Genomic DNA, 24363 nt, shown 5'->3' with positions numbered 1-24363 from the left:
AAAGTTTCAGATCATTCAAGTCAACAACTATTTATTCCATGTTCTCAAGATATTCCAAAGCATCCTGTACTGTTTTGACAGGAACGATCTTCATGGATGTATTGAGTTTTTTAGCTGCAGCTTTAGCTTCCTCATAATTCGTTTTGATGTCCGGATTTTCTTTTTTCACATCATCAGATATCGTATCGTCTGGTGCAAAAAAGATTTCCATCCCTGCTTCATCTGCACTTGCTACTTTTTTATCGATGCCGCCGATACGTCCAACTTCTCCAGCGCTATTGATCGTACCTGTACCAGCGATCTTTTTCCCTTTACGAATGTTTTGATCCGTCAACTGTTCGTAAATCTCCAAAGTAAACATCAAGCCAGCGGAAGGACCACCGATCGAGCCAGAATTGATAGCAACTTCTGTGTCTGTGGCGATTTCTGTATGATCTGTCAAAGTGATGCCGATTCCTGGCTTTTTATCCGTGGATAACTCGATCAGTTTACCAGAAGCTTCTTCTTCTTTTCCATTATGAGTATAGGTGATCGTGACCACCTGTCCGACTTCTTGCCCTTTAACATACTCCATAAATTCTTCGGCACTCTTAAAGCTTCGACCATCCACTTGTGTGACCGTATCACCAACGGATAATTTCCCATAAAAGCTCGAATTTTTTTCGACGCTCATGACATAAACACCTTTGAATTCCATCGTATAAGGAATGTTCGCCAGTTTCAAGGCTTGCTCGATTGCCGCATTTTGGGAAGATTCCATATAGTATCTTTGCATTTGATTGTACTCTTCGTTGGTTGCTCCGCCGGTCAATTGTTCTTCACTCAGGACGTCTTGAAAATCTGAGAGAAGTGCTGAGACGACCCCAAAGCCTGTCGCTCTGCGAATGCCGACAGAAGTTAGAGAGAACGATCCTGATTCCTTATCCTCTTGATCATCGACGGTGATCATATCTTTTAGATCGATTGTCGCTCCTGGAGCTTCCACATAATACGGCAAAGGCACAATAACGAAGGCTGCTAATAACCCGCCTAAAAGGATCACGGATAATGTTTTCCACCATTTCTTATTTCCCATCTTCATCACGCTTTCTAGCTAGTGCTTCATTGATCACTGTCGGTAAATAGGTACTTACGTCGCCGCCAAAATAAAGAACTTCTTTAAGCATACTTGAACTGATATGACTATATTCTGGTTTTGCCATAAAAAGCACCGTTTCTAATTCTTGACTCAAATGATGATTCATCTGGGCAATATCTCGCTCATATTCAAAATCTTTGATGTTACGAACCCCACGGACTAATGCTTGAACACCTAGTTCCTTTGCTGTGGTCACCGTCAATTGTGTCTCTTGATGGATCACTCGAACATTTTCTATATGTGCTACTGCTTGTGTGATCAAATCCAAGCGTTCTTCTGACGTAAATAGTGCTTTTTTTGATGTATTGATAAAGATTCCGACAATCACTTCATCAAATAACTTCGCAGCTCGTTCGATCGTATCTAAATGGCCCATGGTCAATGGGTCGAAACTTCCTGGAAATAAGGCCTTTCTCATTTATTGTTCCTCTTTTCTATAAATGGTGACCGCTGATATACCATAGGTCTGCTGCTTGATTTGTTTGAAATCTCCAATCGTATCAGGAAGCGCAACTGCCTTATCTGTCTCACAGACGATCAACGCAGCATCTTGAAAAAGTTCAAGTTCTGCCATACGCTCAATTTGATCGACGATTTTTTGTTTTGCATAAGGTGGGTCTAAAAATAGAATGTCGATCATTTGCTTTTCTGTAGCCAATGACTCGATTGCTTTATCGGCATCTAATTTCATCGTATTGAATTTATGCGGCTCTTTTGTGATCTCGATATTTTCTTTGATCACTTTTAATGCTTGATAATTCTTTTCCACGCAGATCGCGTAGCTACATCCTCTAGAAACAGCTTCAATCGCTAACCCACCGCTCCCTGAGTAAAGATCCAATACGACTTCACCATCAAAATAAGGACCGATCATGTTGAAGATCGATTCTTTGACCTTATCAGATGTTGGTCGAGTATTGGGTCCTGCTAAACTTTTTAAACGGCGACCGCCGTAATCTCCTGAAATTACTCGCATCTACTCACTCCTTGAAACATACTGTTATTAGTATACCAAAAAAATAGACTTGATTCCGATTAAAATCGCTAAATCTCAAGTCTATTTTTTCTTAACTTAACTTTTTATAAAAAATCAAAATCATTTGTTCACATTTTCTTCATTTTCGTTGGTATAAGCTACTAAGATATGAGTTTCTTTCATTTAAAAAACATGATCCGCCAAGCGAATCTTGGTATTTAATTCTTCAATCTCAAAACCTTCATCTTTGACATCCACTTTTTTGCCGATTTTTTCAGCAAAATTCATCTCGATGTCTGGGCGGTAAGAACGTTCGACATTACGCACAAAATGTAGTTTTTTGATTCTTTCTTCCGTTTGTTCATAGTTGTCCTCGTTCAGATACATGATCACGTACTTCATTTTACGAGAGACATAATGGACCAAACCAAATTTACGAAGATTTTTCAGTTGTTTCAGACTGTATACCCACACGACCAACCCTCGTCGTTGTGTTCGTTCAAATTCTTTATTTTCTATGTCCATGGCAGTTTCCTCCGCACCCTTCACTTTTTTCAAAAAATGGACTACCTGCACTGATTTTGATTTCAGTAGAAATCGTATGTGCAAGTTGTTTTCCTATGGAATCAAGTATTTTCTGTAATTCATTTTCACTTATTCGAAAAGCAGCTACTTCTTCATTGAGATCCAATTGCCGTTTGGCTTGTCGTACGGCTCGCTGTTTTTCACGAAACTCTGGTACATACTTCCCATAAGGCTCAATCTTCTCAAATGCTTGTCTGCTTGAAATAAACTCATTTTTTAATTGAGCGACTTTTATAGAACGATCCATCTCTTTTTTATTCTTTAGATATTCTTCCATCAAATGACTTGTCAAAATCGTTTGAACAAGCTGATTGCACTGATCCTCCAGTTGAAACAACTCATCATTGATTATCACTACTTTCACTAGTCTCCTCTTTTTCCTGCATTAAGACTAACATGTTTTCTTTTGAAAACGCAACGCCTAACTGCGTTGGCTCCTTATCCAAAAATCGATCATGATAATAAGGATCAGTATACAACAATAAAAATGAAAAAGTCGGATCAATGATTGGATGCATGAATATCCCTGTTGTCTGGTCTAATTGCCGCTTTTCTACCAAACGATTGATTTCATCATTTGAAAGCGTAAATCTAACAGTTGTTTGGGCAGTCTGTGATGCCATTTCCCATTCAGCCAAACGATTATCTGCCAGCCATTCTTCTGGTTTATTGAGAAAATCGGTTAACAATACATCCGTTTGGATCATAAACTCAGGAGAATGGTAATAATCAGGCAGTTCAGCTTCATGGCGCAATCGTGTCAATAACCTGGTGACGACACGCTCTCTTGACTGATTGATACTTTCCCAGTCAGCTGACTCATCTACTTGGTATTGTGGCAAGCCTTCACCAAAGACCTGATAGGGCATTAGTTTCAACAAGCTTTTCTTATTTAAATATACCGTTGAGAATAATCCGCCTGTATCCTGATCAAAGAAAAGCATCGCAAATGTGCCGTTATCAAAAGCAATCAAGGGACGATAATTCATGTCTTCTTCTGTTAATTCGATCCCGACTTCCGTGTCTTCATATTCGAATGTGAAGTTCGGAAAAATCGTTGTAATTTCTGTTAGGTCCTGCATAGTCATGCCAACGGAAAAAGGTGCTAAACTCGTCGCGTTCGCATTTAAAACTTTAATAGCCTCAACTTGGTCATTTTGTATATTTGCTTCGAGTACGATTTGATTGATGGGATCTTGATAATATCTGATCTCAAAACCGAATCCGCTCGTCAAGCGGTCTTTAGGTGAGCCAATCGCTGATTCTAATTTGGTGACTGGCTGACCAATATATGTAGAAAAACCAGTCGCACTTAGCTCCTGGTATTTCCAAGACGTTACCTGATTTTGATTTCCCATCAGTTGTTGGTCTTGTGTAGATGTTTCAAGCTTAGGAGGGAACACCACTGGCTCCAAATATAAAGCTGTTGTGACCAATAGTAATGTCGCTATGAATAAACCTAATCGCTTCAAATATTCCCTCCCCTTTCTTATTTTTCTGTGACTTCGATCAATAGATCGCCGGAAGAAATTGGCTCTCCAGCAGTAACATACAGATGTGCGACCTCCCCATCGAATGGTGATTCGATCGCTGTTTCCATTTTCATTGCCTCAGTGATCATCAACGTATCACCTTTTTTGACCGTATCGCCTTTTTTCACTAAGACATCTAAAACTGAACCAGACATCGTTGCACCGATTTGTTCTCGATTTGTTGGTTCTGCTTTACGTCTTGTTTTTACCGCACTGACGATCGACGTATCTTTGATAGTGATTTCTCTTCGTTGACCGTTCAAATTAAAGAATAACACGCGGTTTCCTTCAATGTCTGGTTCACCGATCTCATCCAAACGAATGATCAAGATCTTGCCTTTCTCGATTTGGACATTGACCGTTTCACCTAAGCGGATTCCTTGGAAGAAAGTAGGTGTATCAAGCAATGTGACATCTCCAAATTGATTATATGCTGTTTGGTAATCCAAGAATACTTGTGGATACATCAAGTAACTTAGTACTTCTTCTTGTTTCGGTTCATAGCCGATCTTAGCAGCCAATTCTGCTTTGACCTGTTCGAAGTCCACAGTTTCAGCAAATAATCCAGGGCGTTCAGTGATTGCCGGACGTCCCTTCAAGATGATTTTTTGGAGTTTTTCTGGGAAGCCGCCAACAGGTTGCCCTAGTTCTCCTTGGAAGAACGTAACGACTGATTCTGGGAAACTCAATGTTTCACCTTTTTCGTAAATATCTTCTTCACTCAACTCATTTTGGACCATGAACAATGCCATATCGCCTACGACTTTGGAAGATGGGGTAACTTTGACAATATCACCAAACATCAAGTTCACTGTATGATACATTTTTTTGATATCATCCCAACGATGGCCTAAGCCGACTGCTTTGGCTTGTTGTTGTAAGTTTGAGTATTGGCCCCCTGGCATCTCGTGCATATAGACTTCCGTTTCAGGCGCATTCAAGCCATTTTCAAATGGTTTGTAATACATACGGACATCTTCCCAATAGTGATTCAGTTGTTGCGCATTTTGAACATTGATCTCCGGTACACGTGGGCCATTGACTAAAGCGTAATACAGACTGCTCATACTTGGCTGACTAGTGTTACCACTCATCGCACTCATCGCTACATCGACGATATCGACGCCAGCTTTAGTTGCAGCAGAGTAAGTAATGATCCCATTGCCACTCGTATCATGTGTGTGTAAATGAATCGGTAGATCTGTCGTCGCCTTCAATTCACTGATCAATCGATAAGCAGCTTGTGGTTTCAACAATCCTGCCATATCTTTGATCGCGATCATATGAGCACCTAATTGCTCCAACTCTTTAGCCATGTCCTTATAGTATTGTACGTTGTATTTTGCACGACTTGGATCATTGATATCTCCTGTGTAGCAGATCGTCGCTTCTGCGATTTTACCTGTGTCACGAACCGCTTGGATACTCTTTTCCATTTGCGGTACCCAGTTCAAGCTATCAAAAATTCGGAAAACATCGATTCCTTGCGTAGCTGCCTCTTTGATAAATTCAGCGATCACATTATCTGGATAGTTCGAATAACCGACAGCATTCGAACCTCTAAAGAGCATTTGCAATAACGTATTCGGCATCAACGAGCGAATCTTGCGCAGACGTTTCCATGGGTCTTCATTCAAGAAACGATAGGCAACATCAAAGGTTGCGCCACCCCACATTTCACTTGAAAACAGCTCAGGAAGTCCTTCGCCAGTCAAACGGGCGATTTCTTTGAAGTCTTTTGTACGTACACGTGTTGCCAACAAACTTTGATGCGCATCTCTGAACGTTGTATCCGTCAATAACACATTTTCTTGTTGCTTGACCCAATCCACTAAAGCAGAGGCACCGTCTTGGTCTAAGACGTTTTTAGCTGTGACGTAATCTGGACGAGTAATCAATTCTTTAGGCATCCGTGGCGCATCGTAGTAAGGCTTCTCACCACGTTCGATTCCAGGAAAACCATTCACAGTGATTTCTCCGATATACTTCATTGTTTTATTTCCGCGATCACGTAAGCGCGGGAAAACAAATAATTCATTCGTACTGTCAATAAATGTCGTTTTTGCTTGCCCGGATTGGAATTCTGGATGCAAGATCACATTCAACATGAACGGGATATTTGTTTTTACTCCACGGATACGAAATTCTCTTAAGCAGCGTTCCATTTTTTGGATCGCTGTCGCAAAATCGGCTGCATGTGTACAAACTTTTACTAGAAGAGAATCAAAGTAAGGCGTAACGATATAACCTGCATAAGCATTTCCTACATCTAAACGCACGCCCATCCCACCTGGAGAACGATAGGTATCGATCTTACCTGTATCTGGTAGGAAATTACTCAAAGGATCTTCAGTCGTGATCCGACATTGGATCGCTGAGCCTTTGATTTTGATCTCACTTTGCTGTGGCAAGCCGATTTCTTGGTGTAAGTCTTTTCCTTGTGCAATCAATAATTGAGTCGTCACGATATCGACATCAGTGATCATCTCAGTGATCGTATGTTCCACTTGGACACGTGGATTGACTTCGATAAAATAAAATTCGTCTTTTTCAACTAAAAATTCAACGGTTCCTGCATTGACGTAACCGACATGCTTCATCAATTGGACAGCCGCATCACAAATGCGTTGACGTTGGCTTTCATCCATTGAGACGCAAGGGGCTACTTCGACGACTTTTTGGTGACGTCGTTGAACGGAGCAATCACGTTCAAATAAATGGATGATATTCCCATGAGTATCTCCTAAGATCTGGACCTCGATATGTTTCGGATCAGAGATATATTTTTCAACATAGACCTCATCGCTCCCAAAAGCAGCTTTAGCTTCACTTTTTGCACGTTCGTATCCTTCACGTGCGCCTTTTTCGTCATAGGCCACACGCATCCCACGACCACCGCCACCTAATGCTGCTTTGATCATCACTGGATAACCGTAACGATCAGCAAAAGACAACACTTCTTCAACGGATGCTACTGGTCCATCTGTTCCAGGGATCGATGCGATACCCGCTTCGATCGCCGCTGTTTTTGCTTTGATCTTGTCGCCAAAAATATCAAGATGATGAAGTTCTGGCCCAACAAAAGTGATTCCTTCTTCTTTGCATCGTGTCGCAAAGTGTAAGTTTTCAGATAATAGTCCGTAACCTGGATGGATCGCGTCTGCACCACTTGCTTTCGCGATCTCAAGAATCCCTTCAATATCAAGATACGCATCTATCGGTCTTTTTCCTTTACCAACTAGATATGCCTCATCCGCTTTAAAGCGATGCACGGAATATTCATCTTCTTCTGCATAGACACCTACAGTTTGGATCCCTAATTCTGTACAGGCACGAAATACCCGTACAGCAATCTCTCCTCTGTTAGCTACCAAAACTTTTCTCATCGAATCACTCCTACGTCATTTTAGTAAATACCTAAACTCTTACGTTTCTCATCTGCGCTGATATTCAGGACAAAGCCTACACAGATCGAAAGCATCAGTAAACTCGAACCACCTTGACTTAAAAATGGGAATGTGATCCCTGTTAATGGGATGATCCCTGTGATCCCGCCAAGGTTGACAAATACTTGGATCAAAAACATCGAACCGATCCCGATACATAGTAAAGAATTGAACGGATCTTTTGAGCGGATACCCACCAAAATGATACGAGCAATCATGAACATCAATAAGGCTAAAATCAAAATCCCCATGATCACTCCTAGTTCTTCTACTACAATGGCATAAATAAAGTCGGTTTGGGCCTCTTGTAGAAACCCTTTTTTCTGGATACTATTTCCTAATCCGCGACCGAATAGTCCACCATTGAACATCGCATAATAGCCGTTGACCATTTGGTGTCCACTATTCAACTCGTCAGAAAAAGGATTTTGGAAAATCTCAAAGCGATGATAAATATATTGTAATCGCCCTGGGAAAAATCGCCCTTGGGTCACATTGATCAACCAAATCGCTACGACACTAAAAATGACTCCTCCGACACCAACGATCAAGGTATACAGATAGTTGACACCACTAGCTAATAGTAACACGATGATGATCAAAAAAATAACCGTTGCATTCCCGAAATCGGGTAAACTTGCAACTAATGCTGTCAGGGCAAGGACTAAGAGCAAGGGACGTTTGACGGTCCCGATAAAGTTTTTTTGCACACTCATTTGTCGTTGCGACAATGTGAAGGAGAGATACCAAATAGCAATGATTTTCAAATACTCTGCGGGTTGGAGAGAAAAACCGGCAATCTCAAGCCAACCTTTGGCACCATTTCGTTCTTCCCCAAAAAACAAGACGATCAATAATAAAATCGTCAAGACTGCGATAGCCGCCATGATCAATCGCTGATTTTTCAATACACCGATCTTCATTTTGTATAATAGTGCGATGACGATCAAACTTAGCACCCAAAAAATACTTTGATTGATGACGGATGATGCTGGATTATTGCCATTGGCTAATAGTAAGTAGGACGTAGAGCTATAAACCATGATCAATCCGATGATACATAAAATCAAATATGGGATCAAAATACTATAATCCAACAGATGCCTTTTTTTTACCTTGTTAGGCAAGCCTATTCCCCCTTGCCACTTTCTTTTTTGTCATAATTTTCTCGATAGACTTCATTGTATAAATGATTCAATTGACGTTCTAACTCGCTGAGCATCAATTGCCCCTCTTGTTTGTCAATGATACCTACTCGTATCGCAAAATTCACTTGCTGAGAAAATCCATACATTTGCGTATCGACCACCTCTTCAAATGCTTTACATTGCGAGATACAAAGACTGTTTGTTTGATTTTGGATCAAACGCTTGATACGATCCGCCTCATCGATCAACACATTGAGTGCCGTCTCTTTTGAAAGAGAATCCATTTGTCTTTCCCTCCATTTCTAAGTTCATTCATTATAGCATATTTTCGTTCCTATCTGAGCGTAAACCTAGATTTATCTAGGCTTTTTTTTATGTTTTTTTACCATCACTTTGCGTAGCGCTTTCTTGGAAATCTTGGATCGTTTGTAAAAACACCTTGCCATACTTATCCAGCTTACTCTGACCTACCCCTTTGATTTGCAAAAGAGCTAAACGATCACTTGGACGATTACGACTCATGTCTTTTAGCGTCGCATCTGAAAAAACGACATAAGGTGGCACTCCAGCTTCACTAGCCAAGTCGGTCCTCAACTGGCGCAATACTTCAAATAATCCGTCTGTTTCATCATCAGACAGCTGTTGTACTTTTTTAGGTTCTTTTTTATGGACTGTTACTTTCCCCATAAGGACTTGTACTCCTAATTCACTGACTTTCAACACAGGATACTCTCCACTAGCTGCTAGTAAATAACCACTTGAGATCAAATATTCGATCAGCTGTAAAATATTTTTTTGTGATTGTTTTTTTAATAGCCCATACGTAGACAATCGATCAAACTGAAACTGCTTGATCTTCTGATCTTTTGATCCTGCAAGGACTTTCATCAATAGTTGTTTGCCGTAGTTCTCACCCATTCGTTTCAAACAAGATAAAACCATCTGCGCTTCTGTCGTGACATCGATCAGTTCACGATCATCTAAACAATTTCCACAACGCTGACAAGGTTCACTTACTTCCCCAAAATAATCGAGGATATATTCTTGAAGGCAAGACTCGATGTGCACATATTCTGTCATGGCTTTGATCTTGTCGTATTCTTTATGTTTTTGCTCTTCTTCTCGTTGGGATTGTTGAACAAAAAACTTTTGGACCTGCACGTCTTGTGGCGCAAATAGCAAAATGGCTTCACTAGGCAAACCATCTCTGCCCGCACGTCCAGCTTCTTGGTAATAAGCTTCCAATGAGCCAGGTATTTGATAATGGATCACAAAACGAATGTTACTTTTATTGATCCCCATACCAAAAGCATTCGTTGCAACGAGTAGCTGAATACGATCATAGAGAAAGGCTTCTTGCATTTCCGTCCGTTCTCTTTCTGAGATCCCACCATGATAACGTCCAACGGAAAAGCCAAATTTTGTCAGTAATTGGTACAACCGATCCACTTCTTTTCGGGTGGCTGCATAGATGATCCCTGACTGATTTTGATTGACTTTTAAATATTCGACCAAATATTGTTCTTTTTTCTGATCTTTGATCACTTGCAACCGCAGATTTTCTCGCGCAAAGCCAGTTTGGATATGATTCTTTTCAGGGATTTTTAAAAGTCTTTTGATATCATTTGCTACGGGAACAGTCGCTGTCGCCGTTAAAGCAACGATTGTCGGTCGCTGAGAAAGATTTTCCAAGGTATTCGCCATTTGCAAATAACTCGGTCTAAAATCATGTCCCCATTGTGAAATACAATGTGCCTCATCGATTGCGATCAAACGAACCGACCACCGATTCATCGCTTGGATAAAATCAGGCATGATAAATCGTTCCGGCGCAACATACAGCAACTGATACTGATCCGTATCTAATAAACGAAACCGTTGTGCCACTTCATAACCATCTAAGGAGCTATTGATAAATGTCGCCGCGATCCCTAGTTGATTCGCTGCATCCACTTGATCTTTCATCAACGAAATCAAAGGAGAAACGACGATCGTCAGCCCCTCTAAGGCTAGCGCGGGCAGCTGATAGCAAATCGATTTTCCACTTCCTGTGGGCATGATGCCTAAGACATCTTCTTGATTCATGATTTTCTCAATGATCTCTTTTTGACCTGGGCGGAAAAGCTCATAGCCGAAATATTTTTTTAATAACTGCTCCATATGCGCCCTCCTCTTTTTCTATTTATTTTTATCCATTCAACCATTTATCGTTCGATCCATCTATTAATTACGCATTTCTGCGAATCTCTTGTCAAACATGCACTATCTATTTTACTTCTCTCTGCTTATAAGAGCAAGTTTTACTCTGTGAAACAAAATGCTTATTGTGAAACTAAAAACCACACTTTTCGAGTCTTTTAAAAGTTCTTTTAAAAATTCTTCTTGGTATTCTTGCTTTCATTTTTTGTTTCTTTTAGTTCTCCACAGCTAACGATTCAACAGTGTGTTGTTGATTTTGCTTTTTTCCTTTTAAGATTCATTTATTTCGTTTTAGAATTTAGTCTTCATGACTCAAATTAAAAAAACAGTCGAAAGAATGCTAAAGTATCGGTTACTTTCGCTCTTTCGACTGTTTGCTTGTCATTTTTATTGTTGCTGAATCTCTATGAAACTAATTCTTGTTAGCTGTTTTTCTCTTCCACAATACAAGTCCAACCATGGCTAAAAGACAGATACCAATATATGGTAGGAAGCGATTGATCGTTTGGTTTGTTTGTGGCAATTTACTCTCATCCCCTGCTGCTCCTGCGGCTTCACCTAAGCCCTCACCGGATGCATCACCTAAAGTACCAGAATCATTTGTAGAATCGCCGGTACCTTGTCCGTCAGCACCTTCCTCTGCATTCGGATCATCTTCTTGTGGCGTTGCTTCTTGACTAGGTTCGACGATTTCATATGTGGACTCTGTTCGAGTAGATAAACTGCCATAGCTGCGATCCACCTTGACATCTATAGAAACAAAGCGACTGCCCATCGTCTCTGTATCGATTTCTGATGTTGGATCTAAAGAAACCGTGTAGAAGTTCTTAGGAACTGCGCGTCCATTGACTTTGACCTCTTTTACGAGCGATTTCAGGTCAACTCTTTCAGCTCCTTGTGCAATCGAAACTTGAGCAGATTCAACTGTCAATTCACCTGTAGGTTCAAAGCCATAATCTGTGACTTTATAGTACGCGAAATTACTGCCATACGTATAATTACGTTCGGTTTCTTCTGCCATCAATAGATTGTTGCTCGTGTCTACGTGGTACACTTTCACAATATCACCGACAGTCACCGCTAATGGGCTTCCTGTATTAAAACGTGCGATTGCTTGTTCGATCGTTTGCGTACCACGTACCTCGTATTGATATTTGCTTTGCTTGCGTTCATTGAGAAGCTCGATTCCATAATAAACTTCAGTATCATCGTATTCAGTCACACGATTTTTCAGCACTGTCCGATCTGTTCCTTGAACTGATTGGATCTCTATTTTTTTATCTTTCTTAACCAAACCGAACGAGCCTACCGTTTCTCCTTTGCGATTTTTCAAATGGATCGTACTGCCCCATTTCACTTCGTAAGGCACTTCGATGTCCGTTGAAGAAACACCATCCGCAGTTGATACTTTGACACTGACAGTTTTTTCTCCTGTCGTGCGCGTATCAAATGATTCGATTTGCTCCACTTTATACAGTTCAGTATTCAAGCTTTGCCCATTGAAGGCAACATTCTCAACCAAAGCAGTAACGTCTACTTCACTTGCATCCTCACCTAAAACGAGTTCTTGGCTTGACACATCTGCATGAATCATTGTGATCGGTTCAAATTCGCCATTCTTGACTTCGTAATACGCATAGTTCAAACCGGCTGTATAATTTTTGACGATATCATCCCACATCAATAAGTTTTGGTTTTCTGTTTCTGCATGATACACTCGGAAAATATCGCCTTCTTCTACAGCTAAAGGTTGCCCATTATTGAACCCTTGGATTGCTTGACGAACCGTTTGATTTCCAGCAACTTCGTACGTATATTTGATATTGTCTGGAAAAAGTGGATTCGTTTTATTTTTTGGATCTGCCAAAATATCGATGCGATAATAAGTATTACGGCCAAAAGCGGTATTCACTGGTGCATTCAATTCAGTCTCTTCTTGTCCTTTAGTTGCATAAATAGTCAACTCATCATTTTGATTTAGAAGAGTAAAGGAACCAACGATCCCTCTTGTGCCATCTTTTTCTTCCCCTTTTAGGACAAATGTACTACCCCATTTGACCTGATAAGGAACATCCAGTTGAACACTGGATAAGCCATCGTTCATTCGCACGCGCATGCTTACAGTTTTCTCTCCGACAGTCGTTGTATCGATTTCTGAACGTCGCTCGATCGTATATTCTTCTGGATCAACCGTCTTACCGTTGATCGTCACTCGATCAAGTAAATCAGCATCTAACGCATCAGTCACATCTTCGGCTAAGTAAAACGCTTTATTTGCGCCATGCACTTCCATGACCGGTAGTGCTTCAAAGCCATACGTCGTTACTCTGTAATAGGCATAGTCTGACCCGTATGTAAAATCTTCTTCTAGTTCATCCACCATCAATACAGAACTTCCAGCAGATTTTTGCGGATGATAGATCTTGATGATATCATCGATCTGAACATTGACCGCTTGCGTGCCATTCCCAAAATTATCGATGACTTCTTGTAAAGTTACACGTCCTGGGACTTCTTGGCTATATTGGACTCTTTCTCCTCGTAAAACTTCAATCGAATAGTAAAGAGCTGAATCAGTGCTTAATCGCTCATCTAATGGTGAGTCAAAACCGTGATGGATCCTTAGCTGTCTGGTCGTATTGTTCGTTTGCAGTGAGAAGACACCTGCGGAACCACCAGAACTAGATTTCATCACAATCGTCCGACCCCATTTCACTTCATACGGAACCGTGATAACTTTCGATATTACCCCGTCTTTCGTGTCAAATTGGATTTCCAGTTCCTTTTGTCCGACTGTCGTTGTATCGAAGTTCCCCAATTGCTTCACCGTGTATAAATCAGGCGTAAGCTCGGTGCCATTGATCGTCACTTGATTGATCAGCTGTGCCCCATCGATTCCTGTTGCATCATCACCTAAAGTAAATTCTTGTGATTTAGTATCCGTTGAAATCGCGATGATCGGTTCTAAGCCATGCGCAGTTACTTCATAGTAGGCATCATTTGAACCCATCGTATAATCTTTTGCTAACTCGTCTTTCATCAATAAATTATTACCAGTTGGTTCTGCGTGATAAACCTTGATGACATCTCCTTCTTTGACTGGTAATGGTTGACCTTGGTTGAAACCATTGATTGCTTCTTCAATCGACTGGTTGCCTAAAACTTTATATTGGAATTTTGTCGTAATATTTTCGATAACTTCAATACCATAGTATGTATCTCGACCGAAGTGATTGTTGACCGGTTGACTCAAGTCCGTGCCACTCACACCTTGACTGGCATGCAAAGCCCACTGATCATTTTCTTTTAGCAGACTAAATGCACCGACTGTTGCATCATTCAGACCTTTTAAGACGAATGTACTGCCCCATTTCACTTGATAATCGACTTCAAATTCTTCGGCTGAAAGGCCATCATTCATTGTCACCTTCAACTTCATCTTTCTCGTTCCAATAGAGCTTGTATCAAAATCGATCAATGATTCTACTTCGTACAAACTACTATCGATCACCCGACCATTGATTTTCACATTTTTTAGTAAAGAAGCAGGATCAATCGTTTTCGTATTTTCTCCTAAAACAAAGCTTTTTTGTGATGCTTCTGCTTCGAGCACTGGGAATGGATCAAATCCATAAGGTGTGATTTTATAATAAGCGTACGGAGTATCATAGGTATAATCCTGTTCTTTTTCATCGATTATCAAGACTGAACTACTCGGTGTCCGTTCCGGGTGATAGATTTTGATGACATCATCATAACGTACATCGATGGTTCCAGTGGAATCTCCAAATTTATCCATGATTTGTTGCCATGTTGCCCGATTTGTCACTTCTTGACTATAAACCACTGTTTCACCGCGTAAAACTTCAAACGAATAATACAACGAAAATGGAGAAGTCTGCGGGCCAACTGCTGTATTTGTGGAAGTTGGTATCCCCATACCAAATACAATTTTTGCCGTTTCTTTTCCAGAATTGTCCGTCCTTAAAGAAAAGGAACCTGCTGATTCACCGTTGATCGATTTCATTAAAATCGAATGATCCCAAAGCACATTTAGTGTTACCTCGCCAGTTCCTTTAATCATCACACCGCTATTTGGATGCTTTGTTTGAACTGTTAATTTGAGAAGTTGAGTACCTCCTATACGATAATCCGCTTCTACACTTTCTTCTGGAATAAATTCAAGATCTCTTAATTCAACTGTGTCACCATGCATGGTGACTGAATCAATATAATCTCTAAAATTGGATTCAAATGTCGGGTAGCTATAACCGAGGCTTCGATCCTCGATTGGTTTTAGATTAACTTTCAAGCCTTCATGCGGTTTAACTTCCATTGGAACTGAAGCAGTTGCTTCACGACCATCGGAAGTCGTTACTTTTGCTTGCCAAGACTGTGTACCAGCCAAATTCGTATTAGCGTTATTGATCCATTCCACATTATATGTTCCATACTTATTTGTGATTTCAAAATAATCTTCTGCGTCAGGCATCAAATCATACTGATAAATGTCAAATGGTCCTGGTTTTGCCTTGATTTCAACTGGTAGCGGAGTTACTGTGATTGGCACTTGAATCTCTGCCTTTCTTCCGGTTTCGTCCGATACAATTGCTTTCGCCGTTTGATCACCCACTTTACTTGTATCTGGGGCTGTCGACCATTCGTAATTGATATTTCCGCGACTATTCTCGACCTTTACAAACATTTCCGGTGAAGGAACTTTTGCTTCTTGCATTAATGTGTGCGAGCCATCCTTAACACTCGCTTCCAACTTACCAATAATACTCTCAGCCGTAGGCATTTGTTTTTCGAACGTATATTCAAATGTTCCCACTAAAGTCATTAATACGGAATAATAGATTCTTGGAAAACGAAAAATTTCTTCCCTATCTGAGCTACTATATTTTAATCGTTTAAATGTGGCAGTAAGTTCTCCTTGGATAGTATCAGTTCGCTTAGCACTTAATTTCATTTCCCAGTTACCGCTCTCAGATTCAACCGAGGCCCAATATTCACCTGAACCTTGTGTATTCAGTGCATCCATCATAATGGCTTGAACATATACTACACTATAACTAAATCCCTCAAGCACAACTTCCTCCCCAATTTCGACTTTTGATTTTGAGAAATCAATTGAACTATTTTTTAAATCCTCTTGTATCGTTTTTCCTCTTTCATTTGCCATTTGAATATAAGCTAAATCAGTTATAGGGTTGATGCCACTAGGAATATTATCTTTTGGATTATTAGCAACTGCAACTACTTTTTTAGCAGTTTTACTTTCAGAAGATTGTTCTGTTTTTTTCGTTTTTGTATTTTGTTTGGAATCTTTTGTTGATTGAGTTTCGCTTTCTTGTGTTTGTGTTTTCTTCTTTTTTTGTGTTTCTACTTCTTTTATTTGTTTTGTTTCTTCCGTTTGATTCGTATTTGTTACAGAGACACCTTGAACAATCACTCCATTCAAGTTCCCTAACAACATACCCCCAACTAAAACACTATGTATTATCTTTCTCCGTATACTCACCTTACGTTCCTCCTTCGATCTTACCCATCAGGAGGAGCGTTGCTAGTTATCTGGTATCTATTTCTCTCATCTAAAGACATCGCTCCTCCTTCTCAAATGTTTACACTTACTATTTTATCTTTCAATCAGAAGCGTGGTTTTGTCTTTTTTTCGTTTGGTCTCACCTTCCCTCCATATCTATAAATATAGGTAAACTTTACTTTGTTAAGTTTAAAACGAAAAACTTTTTTTGATAACGCCATTTTTTCTATTTCAACTGGAAAAAATTGAAAGAACAGCGTTATTTATCTCTATTTATCAAGAAAAAGGTCTAATCTTCATTTAGTTTTAAAGATACAAAAAAAAACGAACCTCAGAGATTGTTTTCTGAGGTTCGATCATCACGATTATTTTTTCTTTTTAGATGCTTTTTCACGCGCATTTTTTTCTAAGATTTGTTTTCTTAGGCGGATGTTTTCTGGTGTTACTTCACAGTATTCATCGTCATTCAAGAATTCTAATGATTCTTCAAGTGTCAATTGTTTTGGTTTCTTGATCACTGACGTTTGGTCTTTGTTTGCAGAACGGACGTTAGTCATTTGTTTTGCTTTTGTGATGTTGACAGTCAAGTCATTGTCACGGCTGTTTTCGCCGATGATCATGCCTTCATAGACTTCTGTACCTGGTTCAACGAATACCGTACCACGTTCTTCAATACTCATGATTGAATACGTTGTAGCTTTTCCTGTATCGATAGACACTAATGCACCTTGGTGACGTCCGCCGATTTGGCCAGGAAGCATTGGAAGATATTGGTCAAATGTGTGGTTCATGATTCCGTAACCGCGAGTCATTGAAAGAAACTCTGTTGAGTAACCGATCAATCCACGTGCAGGTGTCAAGAATGTCAAACGGATTTGACCATTTCCTGTATGGACCATGTCTTGCATTTCACCTTTACGTTGGCTCAATGATTCGATGACACTTCCCATATATTCTTCTGGTGTATCGATTTGAACACGTTCAAACGGTTCACATTTCACGCCATCGATTTCTCTTTCGATAACTTCTGGACGTGACACTTGTAATTCATAGCCTTCACGACGCATGTTTTCGATCAAGATCGATAAATGAAGTTCCCCACGACCTGAAACTGTCCAAGCATCTGGTGAGTTTGTTGGTTCTACGCGTAAAGATACGTCTGTTTGCAATTCAGCCATCAAACGTTCTTCGATTTTACGTGATGTTACATATTTACCTTCACGACCAGCAAATGGTGAGTTATTCACTAAGAAAGTCATTTGTAATGTTGGTTCATCGATATGCAAGACTGGTAACGCATCTTGTTGGTCAACTGGTGTGACTGTTTCCCCAACGAAGATATCTTCCATCCCTGATACGGCAATCAAGTCACCGGCTTTTGCTTCTTGGATCTCTAGACGTTGTAAGCCAAAGAAACCAAATAGTTTTGTGACACGGAATTTTTTCACGGTGCCATCAAGTTTGATCAAGGCTACTTGATCACCCACTTTGATTTTCCCTCTGAAAACACGGCCGATACCGATACGTCCAACGTAATCATTGTAGTCAAGTAATGATACTTGGAACTGTAAAGGTTCTTCGCTGTTGTCGATCGGTGCTGGGATCGCATCGATGATCGTATCAAAAATCGGTGCCATTGTTGGTTCTTGATCAGCTGGATCATCAGACAAGCTTGATGTTCCGTTTAAAGCAGATGCGTAGATCACTGGGAAATCCAATTGATCATCGTCTGCGCCTAATTCGATAAATAATTCTAATACTTCATCTACGACAAACTCTGGACGTGCAGATGGTTTGTCGATCTTGTTCACAACAACGATTGGTGTGATATGTTGTTCTAAGGCTTTTTTCAATACGAAACGTGTTTGTGGCATCGTACCTTCATAGGCATCAACGACCAATACAACACCATCAACCATTTTCATGATACGCTCTACTTCACCACCGAAGTCCGCGTGTCCAGGTGTGTCCATGATGTTTACACGAATTCCTTTATAATCAACCGCTGTATTTTTGGCTAAGATCGTGATTCCACGTTCTTGTTCAAGTGCGTTTGAGTCCATCGCACGTTCTTGTAATTGAGTATGGGCATCTAATGTGTCAGATTGTTTTAATAGTTCATCAACCAATGTAGTTTTTCCGTGGTCAACGTGGGCGATGATCGCTACGTTACGGATGTCATTTCTTTTATTCAATTTAAGTAACTCCTTTTTTATCGATTCTTTATCACAGGGCAATTTTACTCGACTGTTTATTATACCAAACTTTTTTCATGAAATATAGTGAAATGTTTTCATTTTTTCGAGAAAATTAATAATTTACCCATTTTTATAATCAAAACAGCTCGAAAAATCCGAATTTATGAAAAATAAACAGCGTTTCACTTAAAAAATATCGATTGTTTACTCGATTAAATTATAAGTAATCAACAAAAATAAGCTAAAAACCATCCTAAAGTAAAAAATCCAATGGTTCTCAGCTTATTGACATTAAAGTAAACAAGGCTATATCTCTAAACTATTCAAATTCAAGCATCTCAAGAATCGTTTCATAAGCTGTCGGTGTTGCGGCTAAGTAATATTCTCTTCCATGAAACGTTAACGGATCACCAGAAAAGCCGCTGTATTTCATACCAAATACATCGAGTAACACATTGCCTGCTGCGTAGTCCCAAGGGCTTAAATTAGAAATATAGCCAATATGGTTTCCTTTTAGCATCGCAATCAATTCCAACCCTGCACAGCCACACATCCGAACGCCGATGCTTTGTTCACCGATTGCGTGGATATTGAAACGATCATGACCAAAAAGATAACTATTGATCGCTACTAACCCTTTTTCAAGGGGAAGATCTTTTGGTTGAGGTAATTTTATATCATTTTTGTAAACACCAATTTCCTTACCGCCCCAATACAACTCATCCCGCATAACATCATAGATAAAACCTAATTGACCAATACCATCTTCATAGTAAGCGAGCATGATACAGAAGTTTTCGCCTTGCACAACAAAATTCAACGTACCATCGATGGGATCAATGATAAAGACTTGTCCGCTTAAATCAGGTAAGTCACTATATCCTTCTTCTTCTGCCAATACCTTTGCCTGAGGGTAGGCTGAATGGATCTTCTCGATCAGAAAAGCTTGGATTTCGCGATCCATGTTTGTAACTAAATCTTTACGATTGGTTTTTTCATCGATCATTAGTTGCTCATTTTGCGCTAGGATGATCTTTTCTTTCGCTGCGATCAACCAGCTGATTATCTCTTCAATCATTTTTCCCATCGTCTCACCCATTCATTTTTAACATTTTGTTCGTATTTTTCTTTGCTGCTTGGACTGTACGGTAAAGTGAATAACCTGATGCTTTCTCAAATTCACGCCCTAAACGTTTTTCTTCTCCGATCGATTTGATCACCGTTTTGAATTCTTGATACGTTTTTAGAAACTCTTGGTTATTGATCCCCTGTTCATTTGCTTTTTCGAGGCTTTCCCACATGTTCATCACGATAACCATTTCTTCGGTCGTCCAATCTAGATCTAAAGGATATTGATATTCATTCATTTACGATTTCTCCTATTCATTTCATCTTCTTCAGTTTATCATAGGAAGAAGTCTTCTTCCAAATGGTTTCTCTTTCTAATATAGTTTACATAATATTTTTATAATAAATAAAAGGGCAATAAAAAAACAGCTTCCTCATCTAAGAGAAAGCTGTTTTGTTTGTTTAAATGTGGATTGGTAAACCTAAAGCTAATTCAGCTGCGTCCATTGTGATCTCACCTAATGATGGATGTGGATGGATCGTCAACGCGATATCTTCAGCGTTCATACCTGACTCAATTGCCAAGGCAAGTTCAGAAACCATATCACTCGCACCGACTCCGCCGATTTGTGCACCGATGATGACATTGTCTTCATTCGTTGTCACTAAGCGGATAAAGCCTTCTGTTTTACCTAATGATAACGCACGACCGTTCCCTGAGAATGGGAATTTGTAGGCAGTTGCTTCTAGTCCAGCTTCTTTTGCTTCTTTGATCGTCATCCCTACTGATGCTAATTCAGGATCAGTAAAGGCAACAGCTGGCATTGCTTTGTAGTCAACAGCAACTTTTTTACCAGAGATTGCTTCTGCTGCGATTTTCGCTTCATAGCTTGCTTTGTGAGCCAAAGCTGCACCAGGAACGATATCGCCGATTGCAAAGATGTTTGATACATTCGTACGTCCTTGGTTGTCCACTGGGATCAAACCACGTTCACCGATTTCAACACCGGCTTGTTCTAAGCCCATATCTTCAGTGTTTGGACGACGACCAACTGTGACCATCACGTAGTCAGCAGTAACTGATTCTTCTTTGCCGTCTACTGCATATTTGACAGTAACGCTGTCACCATTGTCAACAGATTCTTTAGCCATTGCATTTGTCACGACTGTTACGCCTTTTTTCTTGAAGTCGTCTTCAACTAATTTTACTAAGTCTTTTTCATACGTTGGTAAAATTTGTGGTGAACCTTCAAGGATCGTTACTTCAGAACCTAAGTTTGCGTAAGCTGCGCCAAGTTCTGCACCGATTACTCCTCCGCCAATGATGACGAATTTTATAGGAACTTCTGTCAGACCTAGGGCACCAGTAGAATCTAACACGCGACCGCCAAATTTAAATCCTGGGATTTCGATTGGGCGTGAACCTGTTGCTACGATTGCATGGTTGAATGAGTAAGTTTGAGCAGAATCCGGATGGATCACACGCAATGTATGATCATCTACGAAGAATGCTTCCCCTTCAATCGTTTCAACTTTGTGTTTTTTCAACAAGTAGCCGACACCTGAAGTCAATGTTTTTACTACTTTGTTGTCTTTCCACTCTTGTGTTTTTGTAAAATCAAGAGTGACGTTTTCACTTGTCACACCAAACATTGATGAATCAAGTGATTCTTGATAATGATGACCCGCAGCAATCAATGCTTTAGAAGGGATACATCCAACGTTCAAACAAACGCCGCCAATGTATTCTCTTTCGATGATCGCTACTTTTTGGCCCATTTCAGCAGCGCGGATGGCAGCTACATAGCCACCAGGTCCCGCACCGATTACAACTGTATCTAATTCAACAGCAAAATCTCCAACTACCATTTGTTTCTCATCCTTCCATCATTAATAGCTCTGGATCAGCTAATAAACGTTTGATGTTATTCATTGCTTGTTGTGCTGTCGCACCATCGACGATTCGATGATCGAAACTCAATGATAATTTCATTACACGACCAACAACGATTTCACCTTCAGCATTGACGATTGGTTGTTGAGCAATTGTTCCTACCCCTAAGATTGCTACTTCTGGGTAGTTGATTACTGGTGTGAACCAGCCGCCACCAACTGAACCAATGTTACTGATTGTGATCGTACCGTTACGCATATCATCAGCAGCTAGCTTACCATCATGTGCAAGTTTCGCTTTCTCGTTGATTTCGTCGGCGATCGCAAACATACCTTTACGGTCAGCGTCTTTCACATTCGGTACATACAAACCGTGGTCTGTATCTGTTGCAATACCGATATTGTAATAGTTTTTATAAACGATTTCTTGTTTTGCATCATCAATTGAAGCATTCAAGATTGGGAATTTCTTCACTGTAGCAGTCAATGCTTTGACAACATAAGGCAAGAACGTTAATTTCGTGCCATTAGCAGCTGCAACTTCTTTGAATTTCTTACGGTTATCCCAAAGATTCGTTACTTCTACTTCATCATGTAATGTCACATGAGGAGCTGTTTGTTTGCTGTTGACCATTGCTTTGGCGATTGCTTTACGTGTCGGAGTCAATGCTACACGTTCTTCTAAGTCGCCTAAGTTAGATTTGAATGCTTTCGCTGGAGCTGCTTTTGTTTCTGCTGGTTTTTCAGCAGGTGCTTCTGTTTGTGCAGCTGATTCAGCTGGTTTTTCAGCAGGTGCTGAAGCGCCTCCGCCTGATAAGAAGTTTTCGATATCTTCTTTTGTCACACGTCCGCCTTTTCCAGTTGCTGCAACTTGAGTGATATCTACGTCTTTTTCGCGAGCAAATTGACGAACAGATGGCATAGCTAGAACACGTTTGTTTGGATCAGCTGCTTCTGCTACGCTTGAAGAACCTGAAGTTTCAACTTTTGTTTCTGATGTTGCAGATTCAGCAGGTTTACTTGCAGGTGCACTGTTGTGTCCAGGTGCATCGATTTCAACAAGGACGTCACCAACATTCGCAACTGTACCTTCTGAAACAACGATGTTTTTGACTGTTCCTGTCACTGGAGATGGAATTTCTTCCACTGATTTATCATTTTGTACTTCTAATAACGTATCGTCTTCATTGATCGTGTCGCCGGCTTTCACAAACCACTTAACGATTTCACCTTCTGCGATACCTTCACCGATATCAGGTAATTTGAATTGGAATACGCCGCCTTCAGAAGCTCCTGCTGATGCAGATGAACTTTCTGTTGTTGGTTCAGCAGCTGGTTTTTCAGGTGTTTGCTCAGTTGCTGCAACGCCTTCGCTACCTTCATTGTCTTCATTTCCTGGTGCATCGATTTCTACTAATACATCGCCAACATTGGCAACTGTACCTTCTGGAACAACGATGCTTTTAACTGTTCCTGTTACTGGAGATGGAATTTCTTCCACTGATTTGTCATTTTGAACTTCTAATAATGTATCGTCTTCATTGATCGTATCGCCTGGTTGAACAAACCATTTAACGATCTCACCTTCTGCGATACCTTCACCGATATCAGGTAATTTAAATTGGTAAGCCATGGGGTTTAACGTCCTTTCTTTCCTTAAAATTCTGCGATTTCTTTAACTTTTGCTTCGATGTCAGAAGCATTTGGTAACCAAATGTTTTCTGCTTGACCGAATGGGAAAACAGTATCTGGCGCAGAAACGCGTCCGATTGGAGCTTCTAATGAAAGAATCGCACGCTCAGAGATTTCAGAAATCACTTGAGTGCTTACACCTGCTTGACGTTGTGCTTCTTGAACGACAACGACACGGCCTGTTTTTTCAACAGAGTTGATGATAGTTTCCACATCTAAAGGAGCAACTGTTCTTAGGTCAACGATTTCAACAGAAATTCCTTCTTTTTCAAGATTGTCTGCGGCTTTGATTGCTTCACGAACCATCGCACCATAAGTGATGATCGATACATCTGTTCCTTCGCGAGTCACTGCTGCTTTGTCTAATGGCACTTCATATGCTTCATCTGGCACTTCCTCACGGAATGAACGATAAAGTTTCATATGCTCCAAGAAGACAACAGGGTCATTACTTCTAATAGAAGCAATCAATAATCCTTTTGCATCATATGGGTTTGATGGAATTACTACACGGATACCAGGTGATTGAGCAATCAATCCTTCCAAGTTGTCTGAGTGCAATTCTGGTGTATGGACACCACCACCAAATGGTGAACGGATCGTTACTGGAATATTTCTTGTACCACCCATACGGTATCTTGTACGAGCCATTTGTGCGACAACTTCATCCATCGCTTCAAAGATAAATCCAAAGAATTGGATTTCAGGAACGGGACGGAATCCTTCAAGTGCTAAACCGAAACCTAATCCGGCAATACCTGATTCTGCTAAAGGAGTGTCAAATACGCGATCTTCGCCGAATTTTTCTTGCAATCCTTCTGTTGCACGGAATACGCCTCCGTTTTTGCCGACATCTTCACCAAAAACGAGTACGTTTTCGTCGTTTTCAAGTTCAAGTGCTAAGGCATCTGTGATTGCTTGAATCATTGTTTTTTGTGCCATG

The 24363-nt window shown here is 40.3% G+C and carries 17 protein-coding genes; all 17 read right to left on the bottom strand.

The features are described 5' to 3' along the window. Positions 1 to 31: 31 nt before the first annotated feature. The 17 genes from IGL24_RS06325 to IGL24_RS06245 all read right to left on the bottom strand — a co-directional run bounded on the left by IGL24_RS06325 (position 32) and on the right by IGL24_RS06245 (position 24362). Positions 32 to 1075 (bottom strand): SepM family pheromone-processing serine protease, encoded by a 1044-nt coding sequence (locus IGL24_RS06325; RefSeq protein ID WP_207114833.1) that lies wholly within the window; start codon positions 1073 to 1075, stop codon positions 32 to 34. Further along, positions 1065 to 1556, bottom strand: coding sequence for a pantetheine-phosphate adenylyltransferase (gene coaD / locus IGL24_RS06320; RefSeq protein WP_207699370.1), 492 nt, complete (start codon positions 1554 to 1556; stop codon positions 1065 to 1067). The genes IGL24_RS06325 and coaD overlap by 11 nt, the downstream gene beginning before the upstream one ends. Next, the gene (rsmD, locus tag IGL24_RS06315) at positions 1557 to 2114 is read right to left on the bottom strand and encodes a 16S rRNA (guanine(966)-N(2))-methyltransferase RsmD (RefSeq protein ID WP_207699371.1); all 558 of its coding nucleotides are present in this window, start codon (positions 2112 to 2114) and stop codon (positions 1557 to 1559) included. A 183-nt stretch (positions 2115 to 2297) separates the two neighbouring features. Continuing rightward, positions 2298 to 2639: a YlbG family protein gene (locus IGL24_RS06310; protein WP_207699372.1), complete on the bottom strand. Its 342-nt coding sequence runs from the start codon at positions 2637 to 2639 to the stop codon at positions 2298 to 2300. After that, positions 2623 to 3054 carry a YlbF family regulator gene (locus IGL24_RS06305; RefSeq protein WP_207699401.1) on the bottom strand — a complete coding sequence of 144 codons (432 nt, stop codon included), beginning with the start codon at positions 3052 to 3054 and terminating at the stop codon, positions 2623 to 2625. Before IGL24_RS06305 ends, IGL24_RS06310 begins: the two co-directional genes overlap by 17 nt. Continuing rightward, entirely contained in the window at positions 3041 to 4171 is a 1131-nt protein-coding gene (locus tag IGL24_RS06300; protein WP_207699373.1) for a CAP-associated domain-containing protein, read from the bottom strand. Before IGL24_RS06300 ends, IGL24_RS06305 begins: the two co-directional genes overlap by 14 nt. Positions 4172 to 4188: 17 nt before the next feature. Further along, a complete protein-coding gene (locus IGL24_RS06295; protein WP_207699374.1) occupies positions 4189 to 7617 on the bottom strand; it encodes a pyruvate carboxylase in 3429 nt (1142 codons plus the stop codon). 20 nt (positions 7618 to 7637) lie between these two features. Continuing rightward, positions 7638 to 8804 (bottom strand): FtsW/RodA/SpoVE family cell cycle protein, encoded by a 1167-nt coding sequence (locus IGL24_RS06290; protein ID WP_207699375.1) that lies wholly within the window; start codon positions 8802 to 8804, stop codon positions 7638 to 7640. Between the two features lie 2 nt (positions 8805 to 8806). Continuing rightward, on the bottom strand, positions 8807 to 9109 hold the full coding sequence (locus IGL24_RS06285) for a YlaN family protein (protein ID WP_206857886.1): 303 nt from the start codon (positions 9107 to 9109) through the stop codon (positions 8807 to 8809). A gap of 88 nt (positions 9110 to 9197) precedes the next feature. Then, complete coding sequence (recQ, locus tag IGL24_RS06280) at positions 9198 to 10985, bottom strand: DNA helicase RecQ (protein WP_207699376.1); 1788 nt, start codon at positions 10983 to 10985, stop codon at positions 9198 to 9200. Between the two features lie 451 nt (positions 10986 to 11436). After that, on the bottom strand, positions 11437 to 16548 hold the full coding sequence (locus tag IGL24_RS06275; protein ID WP_429968415.1) for a putative mucin/carbohydrate-binding domain-containing protein: 5112 nt from the start codon (positions 16546 to 16548) through the stop codon (positions 11437 to 11439). Positions 16549 to 16934: 386 nt separating this feature from the next. Continuing rightward, a complete protein-coding gene (typA, locus tag IGL24_RS06270; RefSeq protein WP_207114819.1) occupies positions 16935 to 18764 on the bottom strand; it encodes a translational GTPase TypA in 1830 nt (609 codons plus the stop codon). Between the two features lie 322 nt (positions 18765 to 19086). Further along, positions 19087 to 19854, bottom strand: a complete 768-nt coding sequence (locus tag IGL24_RS06265; protein WP_207114818.1) for an inositol monophosphatase family protein — start codon at positions 19852 to 19854, stop codon at positions 19087 to 19089. Positions 19855 to 19858: 4 nt separating this feature from the next. Then, complete coding sequence (locus tag IGL24_RS06260; protein WP_206857908.1) at positions 19859 to 20134, bottom strand: UPF0223 family protein; 276 nt, start codon at positions 20132 to 20134, stop codon at positions 19859 to 19861. Positions 20135 to 20297: 163 nt separating this feature from the next. After that, on the bottom strand, positions 20298 to 21704 hold the full coding sequence (lpdA, locus tag IGL24_RS06255) for a dihydrolipoyl dehydrogenase (protein ID WP_207699378.1): 1407 nt from the start codon (positions 21702 to 21704) through the stop codon (positions 20298 to 20300). A gap of 7 nt (positions 21705 to 21711) precedes the next feature. Continuing rightward, positions 21712 to 23361 carry a dihydrolipoyllysine-residue acetyltransferase gene (locus IGL24_RS06250; RefSeq protein WP_207699379.1) on the bottom strand — a complete coding sequence of 550 codons (1650 nt, stop codon included), beginning with the start codon at positions 23359 to 23361 and terminating at the stop codon, positions 21712 to 21714. 23 nt (positions 23362 to 23384) lie between these two features. Further along, complete coding sequence (locus IGL24_RS06245; RefSeq protein WP_206857917.1) at positions 23385 to 24362, bottom strand: alpha-ketoacid dehydrogenase subunit beta; 978 nt, start codon at positions 24360 to 24362, stop codon at positions 23385 to 23387. Position 24363 lies beyond the last annotated feature (1 nt).

The organism is Enterococcus sp. DIV2371 (assembly GCF_050498525.1).
Lineage (GTDB): Bacteria > Bacillota > Bacilli > Lactobacillales > Enterococcaceae > Enterococcus_B > Enterococcus_B mangumiae.
Note: the sequence above shows the minus strand (reverse complement) of the source record. Positions and strands in the feature narration are given on the sequence as shown.